General features: G+C 59.1%; 14 protein-coding genes. 5 read left to right on the forward strand and 9 right to left on the reverse strand.

Annotation, left to right across the window (positions count from 1 at the left end; genetic code table 11):
* Nucleotides 1–4: 4 nt before the first annotated feature.
* From B9Z45_RS11365 to hemC, 3 genes are read right to left on the reverse strand one after another with little or no spacing between them, the layout of a single operon-like run.
* Nucleotides 5–1,051 (reverse strand): uroporphyrinogen-III C-methyltransferase, encoded by a 1,047-nt coding sequence (locus B9Z45_RS11365; protein ID WP_108407337.1) that lies wholly within the window; start codon nucleotides 1,049–1,051, stop codon nucleotides 5–7.
* Entirely contained in the window at nucleotides 1,048–1,881 is an 834-nt protein-coding gene (locus B9Z45_RS11370; RefSeq protein WP_233252178.1) for a uroporphyrinogen-III synthase, read from the reverse strand. Before B9Z45_RS11370 ends, B9Z45_RS11365 begins: the two co-directional genes overlap by 4 nt.
* Nucleotides 1,878–2,795: a hydroxymethylbilane synthase gene (gene hemC / locus B9Z45_RS11375; protein ID WP_108407339.1), complete on the reverse strand. Its 918-nt coding sequence runs from the start codon at nucleotides 2,793–2,795 to the stop codon at nucleotides 1,878–1,880. Before hemC ends, B9Z45_RS11370 begins: the two co-directional genes overlap by 4 nt.
* A 36-nt stretch (nucleotides 2,796–2,831) precedes the next feature.
* On the opposite strand from hemC, the gene ppc reads away from it, so the two are divergent.
* From ppc to B9Z45_RS11400, 5 genes are all read left to right on the forward strand, one after another.
* The gene (ppc, locus tag B9Z45_RS11380) at nucleotides 2,832–5,795 is read left to right on the forward strand and encodes a phosphoenolpyruvate carboxylase (protein ID WP_370445837.1); all 2,964 of its coding nucleotides are present in this window, start codon (nucleotides 2,832–2,834) and stop codon (nucleotides 5,793–5,795) included.
* A gap of 97 nt (nucleotides 5,796–5,892) precedes the next feature.
* Nucleotides 5,893–7,341, forward strand: coding sequence for an argininosuccinate lyase (gene argH, locus B9Z45_RS11385; protein ID WP_108407340.1), 1,449 nt, complete (start codon nucleotides 5,893–5,895; stop codon nucleotides 7,339–7,341).
* A gap of 83 nt (nucleotides 7,342–7,424) precedes the next feature.
* Nucleotides 7,425–9,119 (forward strand): AarF/ABC1/UbiB kinase family protein, encoded by a 1,695-nt coding sequence (locus tag B9Z45_RS11390; protein WP_108407341.1) that lies wholly within the window; start codon nucleotides 7,425–7,427, stop codon nucleotides 9,117–9,119.
* A gap of 143 nt (nucleotides 9,120–9,262) precedes the next feature.
* A complete protein-coding gene (locus B9Z45_RS11395; RefSeq protein WP_158270418.1) occupies nucleotides 9,263–10,105 on the forward strand; it encodes a class I SAM-dependent methyltransferase in 843 nt (280 codons plus the stop codon).
* A gap of 51 nt (nucleotides 10,106–10,156) precedes the next feature.
* Complete coding sequence (locus tag B9Z45_RS11400) at nucleotides 10,157–10,717, forward strand: bacteriohemerythrin (protein WP_233252180.1); 561 nt, start codon at nucleotides 10,157–10,159, stop codon at nucleotides 10,715–10,717.
* Between the two features lie 91 nt (nucleotides 10,718–10,808).
* Here B9Z45_RS11400 and B9Z45_RS11405 read toward each other — a convergent pair whose 3' ends face one another.
* The 6 genes from B9Z45_RS11405 to B9Z45_RS11430 all read right to left on the reverse strand — a co-directional run bounded on the left by B9Z45_RS11405 (nucleotide 10,809) and on the right by B9Z45_RS11430 (nucleotide 17,277).
* Nucleotides 10,809–11,789 (reverse strand): tripartite tricarboxylate transporter substrate binding protein, encoded by a 981-nt coding sequence (locus B9Z45_RS11405; protein ID WP_108407343.1) that lies wholly within the window; start codon nucleotides 11,787–11,789, stop codon nucleotides 10,809–10,811.
* Nucleotides 11,790–11,867: 78 nt separating this feature from the next.
* Entirely contained in the window at nucleotides 11,868–12,845 is a 978-nt protein-coding gene (locus B9Z45_RS11410; RefSeq protein WP_108407344.1) for a tripartite tricarboxylate transporter substrate binding protein, read from the reverse strand.
* 28 nt (nucleotides 12,846–12,873) lie between these two features.
* Nucleotides 12,874–14,448 (reverse strand): galactarate dehydratase, encoded by a 1,575-nt coding sequence (gene garD, locus B9Z45_RS11415; protein ID WP_108407345.1) that lies wholly within the window; start codon nucleotides 14,446–14,448, stop codon nucleotides 12,874–12,876.
* Nucleotides 14,445–15,437: a beta-propeller fold lactonase family protein gene (locus tag B9Z45_RS11420; protein ID WP_199221891.1), complete on the reverse strand. Its 993-nt coding sequence runs from the start codon at nucleotides 15,435–15,437 to the stop codon at nucleotides 14,445–14,447. The genes garD and B9Z45_RS11420 overlap by 4 nt, the downstream gene beginning before the upstream one ends.
* 29 nt (nucleotides 15,438–15,466) lie before the next feature.
* Nucleotides 15,467–16,750, reverse strand: coding sequence for a TRAP transporter large permease (locus B9Z45_RS11425; protein ID WP_108407346.1), 1,284 nt, complete (start codon nucleotides 16,748–16,750; stop codon nucleotides 15,467–15,469).
* On the reverse strand, nucleotides 16,750–17,277 hold the full coding sequence (locus B9Z45_RS11430; protein ID WP_108407347.1) for a TRAP transporter small permease: 528 nt from the start codon (nucleotides 17,275–17,277) through the stop codon (nucleotides 16,750–16,752). Before B9Z45_RS11430 ends, B9Z45_RS11425 begins: the two co-directional genes overlap by 1 nt.
* Nucleotides 17,278–17,340 lie beyond the last annotated feature (63 nt).

Genomic DNA, 17,340 nt, shown 5'->3' on the forward strand with positions numbered 1-17,340 from the left:
CCGCTCACCTTCCTGCAGCAGCTGTCGCCAACGCTGTAAAAGACCCTTCCAGGGGTGGGATATCGCTGGCTTTCAGTTGCATACCGGATTGCTCAAGCAACTGAAGCATTTGAGTTGTTTTGCGAGAAGATCCATCGGCATAGCGGCGAACGATGACGGCAGCAGAAGCCAAGTCTGCGCGGGCCGCGTCTTTTTGCCGAGCCAACAAACCCAGACGGGCATTGAGCAATTTGAGCTTGATGTTTTCGCGCAGGAAAAACCCCTGGTCTGGCGACAACAGGGCCGCTTCGGGCGATTCGATTCGGCTGACACGCACCAATCCCTTGATCTGGTCTGCAAACTGGTTCAAGCCAGCCATCCACCACGATGGCGGCGGTGGGGAACTGCCCGCTTCGGCCAAAGTCCGGCTCATGGCCGCTGTCGGTAACTCCTGATTGGCCAGCACCAAGCCATCCACCAAAGCCACGCCTTCGTCCAACTTGATCAACAAGCCCGGCAAATCAAATACATTGGCTGTTTTGAGACGATCCAGATCTTTTTCGAGTGCCCGGAGCACCGGGGCCAGACGCGGTTGTGCGGCACGCTGCACCCTCATCTGCGCCGACTTGAGCGTGGCCAGCAAGGGCTCGATACTGCCTGTCAACTGAGCTTGCTGCTGGGCCATGCGCAAAGCCGATTCAATGTCCACCACCAAATTTTCATCGCGTGACCGCGACAGACTTTGCATCAACTCTTCAAGCTGTCCACGCTGCAGGGCCACTTCACCCAGGCGGGCCTCGACCAGTGCCAGCCGTGCGGCACTGTCTTTCACTGTCTCCTGAGCCTGTTTGGCCCATGCTTTGGCCTCCAGTGATTGCTGCCCGGTATCCGCGCTTTGCCGAGCCAGTTGCTCTTGAATGCGCGACAGCTTTTGCCACAGCAAAACAGACACCAGCAACGCCAGGCCTGCCACACCGATCGCAAGCCACCGGGTCCATGCACGCCGAACCGGCACGGGTGCCGAAGCCACGGGCTTTGCAGAGGATGAAGCAGTTTCAGGTGTGGAAGTCATGCCAGCGATTTTATAGACTCCGCTTGTGCTTGCAGTCCGGCAGGAACATTGTCAACCCTCCCCCATCCGGATGCCCGCAGCCGCTGGGCAATTCGAGGGTGCGTGGCCAGCGCCCAAGCCTGACCCAAAGGCAAGTCCGGACAAGTCTGCAGCAGAAGCTGAGCCGCCTCGGAGCTGCTGAACAACCACCGGCTGCCATCGGTCATGGCCTGGCGCGCACGGCGGCATTGCTCAGATGTCAATTCGGGGGCCTGACGCACATAGGCCACCACCTGAAAGACTTGTAGACCTTCGCTTTCAAGCTGTTGGGCCAGCCAATCTCGCCCGGCCAACTGACCGTGTGCATCCGCACCGCGAACAATCAGGACCGAGGGCTTGGCATGCGCAGCCGCAGCCACAGCAGCCTGCACCTGCCCAGCCACCACAACCCACAAGGCTTCAGAGTCAAACTGTGCAGACTTTTCATCAGGTGAGTCGATCAGCGCTGCAGGCCAGCCAGCAGCCAGCAAAGCCGCTTGGGTGCCGGGCCCTGTGGACCAGGCCCGGCAACTTGGCACAGCTAAGCCCTCAGGCCGCGCCGCCATGAAAAAACGCACCGCATTGGCACTGACAAACATCACAGCCAAGTGATGGGGAACCACCTGCCAGGCTTGTGTCAACCCGGAAATCTCAGGCAGCGCTGCAATCTCGATCAAGGGTAAAGCTTCGCTGTGCACGCCCAGCGCCCGCAAACCCTGTGCCCAAGCCATGGCCTCGCGCTCGGGCCGGGTCACGATCACCCGCGGGAAGGGCAATTCGGGCGCACCCGTCATATCAGCTTGTGAGCTCAATGCGCTCCGCCGTCACGCAGGGCCTGCGCCACACTCAGCCCCAAGGCCTCTGCGGCTTGCAGGCCATCAGCGCTGGCATGGGCATCGGCTGTGACCAAAGTGGTGGCGCCTTCTGGATCGCCCCAAGCCGCTTGCAGCTTGAGAACGCCCCCCTCGATGATGGCGTGTGCAGCCAAAGGCATGGAGCAGCTGCCACCCATGGCACGGCTCACGGCGCGCTCAGCCGCCACGCGGCGCCATGAGGGCGCATCGGCCAGCGGCGCCAACAAGGCGCGCAAGTCGTCGCGGTCACTGCGAATTTCGATGCCCAACGCGCCCTGCCCTGCAGCGGGCAGCATCTGGTCGGTTTCAAAAATGTGGCGAATGCGCTCGGTCAAACCCAGGCGTTTGAGGCCTGCAGCGGCCAGCACGATGCCCGCGTACTGCCCTTCATCGAGCTTGCGCAAGCGGGTGTCCAGGTTGCCACGCAGGGGCTCGATCTTCAAATCGGGCCGCAAGGCACGCAACAACACGGTGCGGCGAAGGCTGGAGGTGCCTACCACCGCGCCTTGCGGCAAGTCTTCCAGGCGAGCGTATTGCGGCGACACCCAGGCGTCGCGAGGGTCTTCGCGTTCCATCACGCAAGCCAACTCAAAGCCCTCCGGCATGTCCATGGGCACATCCTTGAGCGAATGCACCGCAATGTCGGCGTGGCCTTCTTGCAAGGCGACTTCAAGTTCTTTCACGAACAGGCCCTTGCCACCCACCTTGCTCAGGCTGCGGTCCAGAATCTGATCGCCTTGTGTCGTCATGCCCAAAAGCCGGACCTTGCAGCCTCTGGCTTCCAGCAAAGATTTAACGTGTTCAGCCTGCCACAGAGCCAAACGGCTCTCACGGGTGGCGATGACGATGGAGGGCACTTTCGACTCGGTCACGGCGGGGTTTCCTGAAAAAATATTGACCCCATCAAAATGAAATCAATTGGTAATTTTTTGTCCTCGGGCGATGCTAGCATGAGGCGATGGACGATGGGACCCAGGGCACATCACCAGCACTCCCCCCCCTTCAGAGCAGACACACCGATGAAACAGGCCTCCGCGGAACCCACCCCCCTCCCCAAAGCACCCCAGACCAGCAAGCACCGCGAAAAGCGCGACAGTGAACGCCCCTTGGCTGAAGACATCCGGCTGTTGGGCCGCATTCTTGGTGATGTAATCCGGGTGCAAGAAGGCCCCCAAGCCTACGAATTAGTCGAGCAAATTCGCAAATTGTCGGTGGCCTTTCGGCGCGATGCCGACCAGGAAGCCGACAAAGCGCTGAAAAAACTGCTCAAAAGCCTGCCTGGCGATCGGGCTGTCAGCGTGATCCGAGCCTTTACCTACTTCAGCCACCTGGCCAATCTGGCCGAAGACCGCCACCACATTCGCCGACGCGCCATCCACGAACGTGCAGGCCACACGCAAGAAGGCAGCATCGACGTCGCGCTGCAGCGCCTGCGTTGGGCGGGCATCACGCCACGCAACATCTCGGACATGCTGGCCAAAAGCTATGTCTCGCCCGTGCTCACGGCCCACCCCACCGAAGTGCAGCGCAAAAGCATCCTGGACGCAGAGCGTGACATTGCACACCTGCTGACCGAGCGCGACGCCATCAAGGCCCGCGCCGCTGCCGTGAACGCTGCCAAAGACGCCCTCACGCCCAAAGAACTGGCCAGCAACGAACTGCAAATGCGCGCCCGGGTGATGCAGCTGTGGCAAACGCGTTTGTTGCGCTTTACCAAGTTGACCGTCGCTGACGAAATTGAAAACGCCCTGAGCTACTACGAAGCCACCTTCTTGCGTGAAATTCCCAAGCTGTATGCCGAATTGGAGCAAGCCCTGCCCGGCCAGCGTGTCGCCAGTTTCTTGCGCATGGGCCAATGGATAGGCGGCGACCGCGATGGCAACCCCAACGTGACCGCGCAAACGCTGGAACACGCCCTGACCCGCCAAAGCGATGTCGCCCTGCGCCACTATCTTACCGAAGTGCATTTTTTAGGCAGCGAGTTATCGCTGTCGGCCATGCTGGTCCCCTTTGGCACCGACATGCTCGCCTTGGCCGCCCAATCGCCCGACACCAACGAACACCGGCTGGACGAGCCCTACCGCCGGGCTCTGACCGGCATCTATGCCCGACTGGCCGCCACCCTGAAAAACCTGACTGGAGGCGATGCAGCGCGCCACGCCGTGGCCCCGCAAAACCCTTACAGCAGCGCCGAAGAGTTACTGACCGATCTCCGCGTGATCGAAGCATCGCTGTGCAGCCACCACGCCGAAGCGCTCGCCGCCCAGCGCCTGCAACCACTGATCCGCGCTGTGGAAGTTTTTGGCTTCCACCTGGCCACGGTTGACCTGCGCCAAAGCTCGGACAAACACGAAGAAGTGGTGGCCGAGCTGCTGACCACCGCCCGTGTGGAAAAGCATTACAGCCAGCTTGACGAACACGCCAAGCAAGCCCTGTTGCTGGGTCTGCTGAACGACGCCCGTCCGCTGCGTGTCACGGGTGCCGACTACAGTGCCCACACCACATCGGAACTGGCCATTTTTGAAATGGCCCATCGCATGCTCGCCAACTTTGGCAAGGAGGCAATTCGCCACTACATCATCAGCCACACCGAAGCTGTGAGCGACTTGCTGGAAGTGCTGCTGCTGCTCAAAGAAGTGGGGCTTTTGCGGGGCACACTGGACAGCAAAGCGCACAACGACCTGATTGTGGTGCCCCTGTTCGAGACCATCGAAGATCTGGCCCAGTCCGCGCGGATCATGCGTGACTTTTATGCCCTGCCTGGTGTGGCTGCGCTGGTTCAGCGCTCGGGCGGCGAGCAAGACATCATGCTGGGCTATTCAGACAGCAACAAAGACGGTGGCATTTTCACCAGCAACTGGGAGCTCTACCGCGCCGAAATTGCCTTGGTGGAGCTGTTTGACAAACTTCAAAAGAGCCACGGCATCACCCTGCGCATGTTCCATGGCCGCGGTGGCACCGTAGGGCGTGGCGGTGGCCCAAGCTACCAAGCCATCCTGGCGCAGCCGCCCGGCACCGTACGCGGCCAGATTCGCCTGACCGAACAAGGCGAAGTCATTGGCTCCAAATACGCCAACCCCGAAATCGGTCGCCGCAACCTCGAAACTTTGGTGGCCGCCACACTCGAAGCCACCCTGCTGCAGCCCACCAAGCCCGCCACGCGGGCTTTTCTGGAAGCTGCGGCCGAATTGTCCAAATTCAGCATGAGCGCCTACCGCGCACTGGTTTACGAAACACCCGGCTTTACCGACTACTTTTTTGGCGCCACCCCGCTCAAGGAGTTGGCGCAGCTGAACATCGGCTCACGACCCGCATCGCGCAAAGCACTTGAGAAAATCGAAGACCTGCGCGCCATCCCCTGGGGATTCAGCTGGGGCCAATGCCGCCTGACCCTGCCCGGCTGGCTGGGCTTTGGCACAGCCGTGGCCGCATACCTTGACAAACCAGATGCAGCAGAACGCAAAGCGGCGCTGGCCCTTTTGCAAAAAATGTACCGCCAGTGGCCATTTTTCCGCACCCTGCTGTCCAACATGGACATGGTAATGGCCAAGAGCGACCTCGCCCTGGCCTCGCGTTATGCCGAACTGGTCAGTGACGCCCGCCTGCGCAAAAAGATCTTTACCGCGATTGAGGCCGAATGGCACCGCACGGCCGACGCACTGACCCAGATCACGGGTGAAAAAAACCGACTGGCCAGCAACCCGGCGCTGGACCGATCCATTCGCCACCGCTTTCCCTACATCGACCCGCTGCACCACCTGCAGGTCGAGCTGATCCGCCGCTACCGGGCGGGCAAGGCCGACGAACGGGTGCAACGCGGGATTCACATCTCGATCAACGGGATCGCTGCGGGATTACGAAATACGGGGTGAGCGCATTTACCCAAGGCATTCCCGAGCTGAACAGCACAGACTGGGGAACCAGGCCCTGGGTCTGGCGTCCTGTGAAGCCCGATAAAATCTCAGACCTATGACAAACCAACTCGACAAAAAATCCCAAGCCTGGTCTGCGCTTTTCTCTGAACCCATGAGCGAGTTGGTCAAGCGCTACACCGCCAGCGTGTTTTTTGACAAACGCCTTTGGCAAGCCGACATCACCGGCAGCCTGGCCCATGCCGAGATGCTGGCCGTACAAAAAATCATTGGTGCCAGCGACCTGGCCGACATCCAGCGCGGCATGGCGCAGATCACCCAAGAGATCGAATCCGGCGCTTTTGAGTGGAAGCTGGACCTGGAAGACGTGCACCTGAACATCGAAGCCCGCCTGACCCAGTTGGTGGGTGATGCGGGCAAGCGCCTGCACACAGGCCGCAGCCGCAACGACCAGGTCGCCACCGATGTGCGCCTGTGGTTGCGCGGCGAAATGGACCTCATCATTGACCTGCTGGCCGATTTGCAAAAGTCGCTGGTCGATGTGGCCGAGCAAAACGTCGAGGTCATCATGCCCGGCTTCACCCATCTGCAAGTGGCCCAGCCCGTGAGCTTTGCACACCACTTGCTGGCCTATGTGGAAATGTTTGCACGCGACGCCGAGCGCATGAGCGACGTGCGTCGCCGCACCAACCGTCTGCCGCTGGGCAGCGCCGCGCTGGCAGGCACCACCTACCCGCTGGACCGCGAACGCGTGGCGCGCAGCTTGGGCATGGTCGATGCACAAGGCCACGCCCAAGTCTGCCAAAACAGCCTGGACGGCGTGAGCGACCGCGACTTTGCGATTGAATTCACCGCTGCGGCCAGCCTGTGCATGGTGCACATCAGCCGCTTCTCTGAAGAGCTGATTTTGTGGATGAGCCAGAACTTCGGCTTTGTGCGCATTGCCGACCGCTTCACCACCGGCAGTTCCATCATGCCGCAGAAGAAAAACCCCGATGTGCCCGAATTGGCACGCGGAAAAACAGGCCGTGTGGTGGGCCATTTGATGGGCCTGATCACCCTGATGAAGGGCCAACCTCTGGCCTACAACAAGGACAACCAAGAAGACAAAGAGCCATTGTTTGACACGGTTGACACACTCAAGGACACGCTGCGCATCTTCAGCGAAATGGTCGGAGGCCAGTTCAACCCCGCCACAGGCCAAAAGGAAGGCGGTATCACCGTCAACGCCGCAGCCATGGAAGCTGCTGTGAAAAAGGGCTATGCCACGGCCACCGATCTGGCCGACTACTTGGTCAAAAAAGGCCTGCCATTTCGTGATGCCCACGAAGTGGTGGCCCATGCCGTCAAAACCGCCCAAGGCTTGGGCGTTGACCTGTCCGAGTTGCCGCTCGAAACTCTGCAAAAGTTCGACGGCCGCATCGAAGCCGATGTGTTCGGCCCGCTGAGCCTGCAGGGCTCTTTGAACGCCCGCAACACCCTGGGCGGCACTGCTCCCGAGCAAGTTCGTTTGCAGATTGCACGGCACCGAGCCCGACAAAGCTGACCGCTCAAGCATGCCGTTTGATGCGGATCAAACGCCTGTCATTTGATGAACCTGCGGGATGCAAACCCGCCTAGCATCCTCAGATGCTGATCGAAACGCTGGGCGCAGCCCGTGACTTGGGGCGTCTGAACACGATTTTGGGGGTACTCACCCGCCATGGCTTTGGCGACACTGTGCGGCGCCTGGGTTTGACCGATGCACTGGCCCGGGCCGGCCATGCGCTGAATTGGGAACATGCAGCCGACTTGGCCAGGCTGCCGCCCCCGGTTCAGGTTCGGCTGGCTCTCGAAGAGCTGGGACCCACCTTCGTCAAGCTCGGGCAAATACTGGCAGGTCGGGCCGACTTGTTCAGCCCCGAATGGATTGCCGAATTCGAAAAACTTCACAGCGGTGTACCGGCCGTGCCCCTGGACGACTTGCGGCCTCAACTGGTGGAAGACCTGGGCGCCCAACCTGAGGCCATATTCAAGCACTTTGACACCACGCCTTTGGCTGCGGCATCCATCGCCCAGGTGCACAGCGCCCAGTTACAAGACGGCACCGATGTCATCGTCAAAATTCGCCGACCCGGCATCACCGAGATCATTGCCGCAGATCTGCGTTGGCTGGAAAAGCTGGCGGTGGTGGCCGAGGCGCAACTGCCTTGGCTCAAGCCCTACAGACCCCAACAACTGGTGCGCGAATTGGCCAGGTCTTTGAAACGCGAGCTCGACTTGGCCAACGAGTGCCGCAACGCTGAACGCATCGCAACCAATTTGGCGCAGTTGCCGTGGATCGTCATTCCACGCGTGCATTGGGCTTTCACGCGCGAACGCATCAATGTGCAAGACCGCATCTTCGGCATTGCAGGGCAACAGCTTCACTTGCTGGACAACAACGGTTATGACCGGAAACTGCTGGCGCAACGTGGTGCAAACGCGGTCCTGAAAATGATCGTGGACGATGGATTTTTCCATGCCGATCCGCACCCTGGCAATGTTTTTTACCTGCCTGGAAACGCCATCGCCTTCATCGACTTCGGCATGGTTGGGCGCTTGTCCAAGCGTCGCAGGGAGGATTTACTCAACCTGTTGCTGGGCCTGGTCGAGCGCAACCCACAGGCCGTCGCAGACGTGCTGCTGGATTGGACGGGCGACGAGCCTGGACTCCACATCGACCAACTGGAGGGCGAAATCGAGGCATTTGTCGACCAATACCACGGCGTGCCCTTGGCCCAACTGAGTCTGGGCCAAATGCTGGGCGATGTCACCACCATCCTGCGCGAACACCACCTGGCTTTGCCCAGCGATCTGGCGCTTTTGATCAAGGCTTTCATCACGCTCGAAGGCATGGGCCGCAGCCTGGACCCTGGCTTTCACATGACGGCAGAGGCACTGCCCTTGCTGCGCAGAGTACTGCGCGCACGCTACAAGCCCAAAGCACTTGCACAGCGCGCCTGGCAAGCGCTGCGGCGCAGCGTCGGCCTGATCGAACAACTGCCGCGAGATTTGTCCCGACTGCTGCGCAATGCGCGCCGTGGACAGTTGCATATCGGCCTGGAACTGACACACCTCAAGCGGGTTGGCAACCAGCTCAACCAAGCGGCCAACCGCATGGCCATGGCACTGGTGATTGCAGCACTGGTCATCGGCTCATCCATTGTGATGACGGTGCAAGGTGGGCCAACACTTTGGGGCTTGCCCGCCTTTGGTTTTATCGGATTTTGCGGTGCGGTTCTTGGCGGTTTGTGGCTGGTGCGCGCCATTTGGAACAGCAACCATGACAGCAATGACCACTGAGACACAGGACGAGCAACTTTTTGGGTGATGCCACGCACAGACCCTGGCACTTCAACAAGCAAGACTGGACATTTCGACGCGACAAAACACAAACCACATCTCTCGGGTTGAAAAGGCAGATGAGGACACAAGGAGACACCACCATGCAGTTCCAGACCCACTCATCTCTTCTTGAAAATCTAACGGGGGTTCCACGCACCTTGCTGGTGCCACTGGCTGCTCGCGCGCATGGTGGCGCAGCGTTTCCAGCACTGGACCCTCATGACCGATACGCCCAGGAGCTGCTTTCTGCCATCGGTGCGGAGGCGCAAGCGTCCATCAACGATGTCCCCACGGTGGTGAATGTGCTGTGGCGTACCGGCTTGATCAAAGCCATTGGCAGAGACTTTTTCAACCGCTTCCCCCACAGTGCGGGCATCAATCTGGGCGCGGGTCTGGCCCATTATTTCCAATGGCTGGGCAACGGCAAAAACGAATGGCTGGACGTTGACCTAAAGCCGGTGATTGACTTGCGCCAGTCTTTCATTTCCGAGACGTCTTTGAACTGCTGTAACCAGGCCATGGACATCACCCAACCAGGCTGGTGGAACCGTTTGTCAGTGTGCGACGGCGATCACAGTCACCCGATGTTGGTGGTCTGTGAAGGCGTGTTGATGTATTTGCAACCCCACCAGGTGAAAAGCATCATCCAGGAAATCGGCGAGAACGCCCCCGAAGGCACAGAGCTGCTGTTGGATTTCGTATCGCCTCTGGCCATCGGGCCAAGCCCATTGCTGGTGCACCCTGAAGAACCCAATGCGCCCTTCGTTTGGGGTGCGCACAACGGCCAGGAAATTGCCCAATTGCACCCGCGACTGGAGTTGCTCACGCAGCACAGCGTTTCAGAAGCCTATGGCATGGGCGCAACGTGGGCAGAAATGTACTGGCAAGTGTTCACGGGTGGCCCGATTTATGGCATGGCACACCTGAGGGTGTCTGAGCCCTGAGGCCAAACATCAGCTTTGGCTGTCCACAAAAAATCAAGACGTCTTGTGGTCATGACTTCCACGATAATTGGCTGTGACCCTGCCGATTTCATACCTCTTTTTGCTTTCTTCAAAAACATGCCTACCACCGCCACAGCCACTCCTGACCTGATGCCCTGGACCGAATCGCTGAACACCGGTGATGCGCGCATGGATGAAACGCACCACGAATTTGTGGAGATGATCAACAAGATTTTGGCCACCCCCGAAGACCAGCAGTTGCCGGTTTACAAAGCATTTTTGGACCACACCGTGGCGCACTTTGCGCAAGAAGAGCGCTGGATGCTGGCCACAGGTTTCTCTGCGGACAACTGCCACGCCGAACACCACGCCACCATATTGGAAACCATGCGTGCGGTGGAAGCCCATTACCTGGACACCGACACACAGATCATCACCCGGTTGGCTGAAGCGTTGGCAGAGTGGTTTCCAGGCCACTCGGCCAGCATGGACGCAGGCTTGGCAGCGCACTTGAAGTCGGTGGGCTTTGACAGCGTGACCGAAACCCTGGCCGACCCCTCGGCCATCAAGAACGTGACCATGTCAGGTTGCGGCAGCGTCAGCTGCAGCTAAACCCTCTTCAGTTGGTCCTCCAAGCCTGGCAGCTTGAAGGGTCCATTGGGAAACAGGTCTAAACGCGGGCTCAGTGCAGCCCACGCGATGGTCACTCCACCGTGATTTTTTCGTCCTTGACGATTTTGGCCATCGCTGGAATTTCTGAACGCATCCATTGGCCAAACTGGTCGGGTGTCATGCCCGAAGGTTCAGCGCCCAAGGCAGTCAATCGCTCTTTGATTTCTGGCAAGGCGGCAATGCGTTGAACCTCGGCATTCAGCTTGTCAACGACCGCCTTGGGTGTGCCCGCTGGGGCCAGTAAGCCCTGAAAACTGCCCGTCAAAAAGCCAGGCAGGCTCTCGGCCACGGTCGGCGTACCGGGCATTTGCGCGTTGCGTTGGGTGCTCGAGATGGCGATCAGTTTGATCTTGCCCGCCTTGACGTGCGGATAGGTGGCCACCATGCCATTGAACATGACGTCCACTTGACCACCGATCAAATCGGTGATGGCTTGTGCGCCACCTTTGTAAGGCACATAGCCCCACTCTATGCCGTTGCGCTGCGCGTACATGACGCCCGCCAGATGCGAGGCACTGCCCATGCCTGCAGCCACGGCGTAATTGAGCTTGCCCTTTTGCGCCTTGGCGTAGGCCACCAATTCGGCAGGGGTGTTGGCGGGCACTTTGGTGCTGACCGCCAGCAAATGGGGTGAATACGCCACCATTGCCACGGGCGCAAAGTCTTTCTCGACATTGAAGGGCAGCTTGAACAATGCGGGGCTGATCACCAGATTGCCCACATCCATCAGCACCAGGGTATGGCCGTCAGCGGGAGATTTGGCGACCAGATCAGCGCCCAGGTTGCCACTGGAGCCAGGACGGTTTTCCACCACCACCGCCTGCCCCCAACTCTCGGTGATTTTTTGGCCAAAAATTCGGGCCAAGACATCAGAGGTGCCACCCGCTGGGAAAGGAACCACAATTTTGATGGGTTTGGACGGGAAATTGACTGGCGCGGTTTGCGCCTGCGCGGATGAACCCAAAGCCAACAAGGTGGAAGCGACCAAGGCGGTCAAGGATGTTTTGAACATGTTGTGAGTCCTTCAAAGGGTTAAGGTGTTGCGAGTTGGGCAAATGGGGTGAGCGAAGAGGGATTGAATGCGAGGGCATTACTGCGGCTGAATGCCCGCGGTCTTGATGACTTTGCTCCAGGTGTCGATCTCGTCTTTGACAAACTGCGTGTAGGGCTTGCTGCCCAGCGCGGGCACCACAAAACCCACCGACGTCAGCCGCTGGCGCACCGCATCGGACTGCAGCACCTGAACCATGGCCGACTCCAATTTATCAACAATGGGCTGAGGCGTGCCCTTGGCCACCGACAAGCCTGACCAGGACAAAGCATGAAAATTCTTGTAGCCCGACTCGGCCACTGTGGGCACATCGGGGTAAAGCGCATTGCGTTGCAAACTGCTCACGGCAATGGGGCGAATCTTGCCGGCCTTGATGTGGGGCAAAGCCGCATCCTGGTTGATGAAGATCATGGGCACGGTTCCGGCCAGCAGGTCATTCAAGAGGGGGCCACCACCTCGGTAGGGGATACCCGTCAAAAAGATGCCCGTGGTCTGCTTGAACAACTCCATGGCCATGTGGCCCGATGCCGCATGGGTGAAGCCATAGTCCAGTTTGCCCGGATTTTTCTTGGCGTAGTCCACGATGTCCTTGACCGTCTTGAAGGGCATGGAGGGGTGCACCACCAGCACATTGGGGCCCGAGTGCATTTGGGTCAGGTGCACCAGATCCGTCATCGAGTTGTACTTGAGCTTGGGGTCCAGGCCATGGGCCACCGCGTTTTGTCCCACCCCGCTTTGAATCAAGGTGTACCCGTCGGCCGGCATTTTGATGGCGCGATCGGTGCCCACAATGCCGCCTGCGCCCCCGATGTTGTCCACCACCACGGGCTGTTTGAGCAGTTTGCCCAACTCTTCGGCCATGATGCGCCCCATCACATCACTGGTGCCGCCAGGCGGAAAAGGCACCACCAGCTTGATAGGACGGTTGGGGTAATCGCTTTGTCCGAACACAGGCTTCAAAGCCAGGCCCACACTCGCCAAAAGAACAGTCTTCAATAAATGCCGTTTAAAGCTCATGTTGTCTCCTCGTTTTAAATCGTCAGATTCAGGTGATGGGTGCAGGGTTGAAAAGCACCAACGCGTTGTGCAACTTCCAGCGCTCGGCCCATGTCTGACGACCACTGGCTACATCAAGCAACAAGCGAAACAGTTCCCAGCCCGCCTCATCAATGGTGAGTTCGCCATCTGCAATGCGTCCGGCATTCATGTCCATCAGGTCATGCCACCGCTGGGCCAGTTCGCTGCGCGTGGCCACCTTGATGACAGGGCATTCAGCCAGCCCATAGGGCGTGCCGCGGCCGGTGGTGAACACATGCAGGTTCATGCCTGCCGCCAGTTGCAAAGTGCCGCAGATGAAGTCACTGGCAGGCGTGGCCGCAAACACCAGCCCTTTTTGATCTGGCCGAAGTTTTTCGCCAGGTGACAGCACATGGGCAATGGCCGACGAGCCACTTTTGATGATCGAGCCCATGGCTTTTTCTGCGATATTGGACAAGCCCCCCGCCTTGTTGCCCGGCGTGGTGTTGGCGCTGCGGTCCACCCGGCCTCGCTCCAAATAATGGTCATACCAACCCAGCTCGCGCACGATGGCTTCGGCCACCTCGGGCGTCGCCGCACGGGAAGTCAATTGCTCCACGGCATCGCGCACCTCGGTGTTTTCAGAAAACATCACAGTGCCGCCCGCGCGCACGATCAAATCGGCCATGTACCCCACGGCCGGGTTGGCCGTGACACCAGAAAATGCGTCGCTGCCACCGCATTGCACGCCCACCACCAGTTCGCTGGCGGGCACCGTCTGGCGTTGGCGTGCATTCAGTCGCTCCAAGTGCGGGCGGGCACTTTGCACAATGTCATCCAGCATCGACATGAAACCCACATGCTGCGCGTCTTGCAAACACACGGTGTGCGGTCCTGCAAGGGGTGCACGCTGGTCAGCAATCGGAAAACTGCCGGGTGGCAACAAACGCTCGGGTTGCAATTTTTCGCAACCCAAGCTGACCACCATGACCTCTCCACCAAAATTGGGGTTCAGGCTGATATGACGCAGCGTGCGGATCGGGATGATCGCATCGGGTGCATCAATGGCCACTCCGCAGCCATAGCTGTGCTCCAGGCCCACCACGTCGTCCACTTGCGGATACAGCGGCAACAACTCTGACTTGATTAGGCTAACAGCGTGCGCCACCACTCCCGCCACGCATTGCACCGTGGTGGTGATGGCGAGAATATTGCGGGTACCGACCGACCCATCGGCATTGCGATAGCCCTGAAAGGTGTAACCCGCCAGTGGGGCTTGAACGGGCGCAGGCACGGTCGCCATGGGCAGGTTTTGCAACTCACGCGCAGGGGGCATTTGCAGCAACCGCTCTTGCACCCAGCAGCCTGCTGGCAAGTCTTGCAAAGCATGGCCAATCGGCACGTTGTAACGCCGCACTACGTCGCCTTGGTGCAAAGGGACCAGCGTCACTTTGTGGCCTTGTGGCACTCTGTCGCGCAGCACCAAACCACCCTCAATCGTGGTGCCCGCACGCAGCCCACCATCGTTGACCACAATGGCCACGTTGTCCAAAGGGTGCATGCGCAGCACGCGTGGCTGCAAGGCGGTTGTTGATTCGGTCATGCCAGGATCTCCACCCAATTAGGGCCTTGGCCCAAAGGCAGGCGTTGCTGCAAGTGCAATTGGCCCGTGTCGTGGACTATCTTGAAGTTACTCAGGTGGTGTGACATTTGGCCCACCACCAACAAGTAATGGCCTGTCGGGTCAATGGCAAACCCCCGGGGCTGCGCCTCGACAGGTGTGTGGCCTTGGGCGCTGAGCAGACCGCTTGCAAGATCCACATCAAAGTGCGCCAAGGTGCTGGAAGTTCGCTCGCTGGTGTAAAGGTGTCGCCCGTCAGGTGTCAAGTGCAGGTCGGCCGCCCAAGGCTTGCCGCTGAACCCCGGCGGCAAAATGTCCACGGTTTGCAGACAGGCCAGGCTACCCTGAGCAGGGTTCCAGCTCAATACATCCAGCGTGCCATCCAGTTCGTTGAGCAGGTACACCCAGCGGCCTGTGGGGTCAAACCTGAAGTGCCTGGGCCCAGCGCCAGCACGGGCTTGCCATGCGCTGACCGGGCTCAAATGGCCTGTCTCGGCATTGAAGCCAAAGACCATCACCTCCCCGCCACCCAGGCTGGTGGCCAGCACATACTGGTTGCAAGGCGACGGCATGATGGCGTGGGCATTCGGACCTGTAGGCACCACCTGCTGCACTGCCCCCACCGTGCCATCTGCCGCAATGGGGCTCACGGTGAGTTGCTGCGACGGGTACGATGCCGCGAACAAAAACCGCCCCGTCAAGTCGGTGCTGATATAGGCCATGCTGGCAGGCAAAGAGACCTCGCCCATGCTGTGCAAATCGCGGGTGACCTGATCTATGGCCAGACTGACCACCGCCATCGGGTCACTGCGTCGCGCTGCGTAAAGCATTTTTCGGGAGGGGCCAATGGCCATCGGCATCAGGTTGCCCCCCACCGGGAGCGCGCTTTGCTGCTGCAACAGGCCCTGGGCATTCATCTGCAACACCGACACTTCGCCGCTGTCGGCGTTGGAGACATAAACATGTGCCAAGTCAAACCCCCTTTAAACAATCATGCGCTTCACAAGCCCATGGTTTGCGGCAGCCACAGTGACAACCAAGGCAGATAGGTCACCATCATCAGCACCACAAAAAGCGCTCCGAAAAATGGCACCATGGCTTTGGTCACCTCGCCAATTCTGAGCTTGGCTACAGCACTGCCGACAAACAGCACAGCCCCCACCGGAGGCGTGATCAGGCCAATGCCCAGGTTAACCATCATGATCATGCCGAAATGCACTGGGTCAACGCCCATCATCTTGACCACGGGCAACAAGATGGGGGTCAGGATCAGGATCAAGGGGGACATGTCCATCAGCGTGCCCAGCACCAGCAACAAAATATTGATCAACCCCAGAATGACGTATTTGTTGTCCGACATTTCGGTCAAAAACGTCGTGACCTTCATGGGAATTTGCATCAAGGTCATGATGTAACCAAAAGCCGCAGCAAAGCCAATCAGGATGATCACAATCGTGACGGTCTTGACGGTGCGATGCACCAGTTTGGGCAAGTCCCGCCACTTGTAGTCACGGTAAATGAACATGGTCACAAAGAACGCCCAGATCACGGCAATCGAGGCAGACTCGTTGGCCGTGAACACACCGGACAAGATGCCACCCAAAATGATGACCATGGTCATCAAACCCCAAAGCGCTTCTGCGCAGATCCTGAGCGCTTGCCGAAGCGGGATCACCTCACCCTTGGGATAGCCATGCTTGCGGGCCTTGTAAAGGCACAGCAGTGCCAAGGTCAAGCCCATTAACAGTCCGGGCAAAACACCCGCCATGAACAAGGCAGCAATCGACACCGTGCCACCCGCAGCCAGCGAATACAGCACCGCGTTGTGGCTGGGCGGAATCAAAATGGCCTGCACCGATCCACTGATGGTGACCGCCGCGGCAAAGGGTCGGGGATAGCCTTTTTTGACCATCTCCGGAATCAACACTGTCCCCACAGAAGCTGTGTCAGCCACCGAAGAACCCGAGATGGCACCAAAAAATGTGGACGCCAAAATGTTCACCAATGACAAGCCACCACGAATGAAACCGACCAACACACCGGCAAAGGCCACCAACCTTCGGGCCATGCCGCCCTCGGCCATGATGGCACCCGCCAAAACAAAAAACGGAATCGACAACAAGGAGAATTTATTCACACCTGCAGCGATTTGAATCATCACCGCGTCCAGGGGAATATCAATCCACACGGCCCCGATCAGGGCGGCCAGATCCAGGGAGTAGGCAATCGGCACGCCGATCAACATCAAGCCCAAAAAACTGCCAATCAATACAAACGCGTCCATCAGTTGGCTCCCTGTGTGGTGTGGTCTTCTTCGTACCGCATCAAGCGGCGGTGCTCTTGCGGCCCGACGAAGCGTCGCTCCATCACAAAAAGGAAGGTGATGGCCGAGCCGATGGGCAAAGCGAGATAGGTCACGCCCACAGGCAACCAAGCCAGTTCGCTGATGCTCTGCCCCATGGTCTCGATGCACAAGCGGGCGCCATACCAGGTGACAAAACCGCTGACAACCAACATCAAGGCATCCACGATCCAGGCAGACAAAGTGCGCAGATGCTGGGGGAAAACATCGGTCAACATGGTCACGGCGATGTGGGCATTGGCACGAAACGCTGCGGCCCCGCCAATGAACGTGAACAACATCATGAACAAGATGGCGATAGGCTCAGGCCATTGGGAACCGGTCCCCAGCACATACCGCGAAAAAACGCCCCAGGGAATGATGAGCGACATGCACACGATGGCAAACCCAGCAACCCAAATGCACGCCAGATACAAGGTATCGAGCGCATTGACAACCAGTTGTTTCATACAAAATCTTTCAAGCAAACAACCCCGGCATGGGCCGGGGTTGCTGCACGAAGTCCAGTCCGG

It is taken from the genome of Limnohabitans sp. 2KL-17 (assembly GCF_003063415.1).
Taxonomy (GTDB): domain Bacteria; phylum Pseudomonadota; class Gammaproteobacteria; order Burkholderiales; family Burkholderiaceae_C; genus Limnohabitans_A.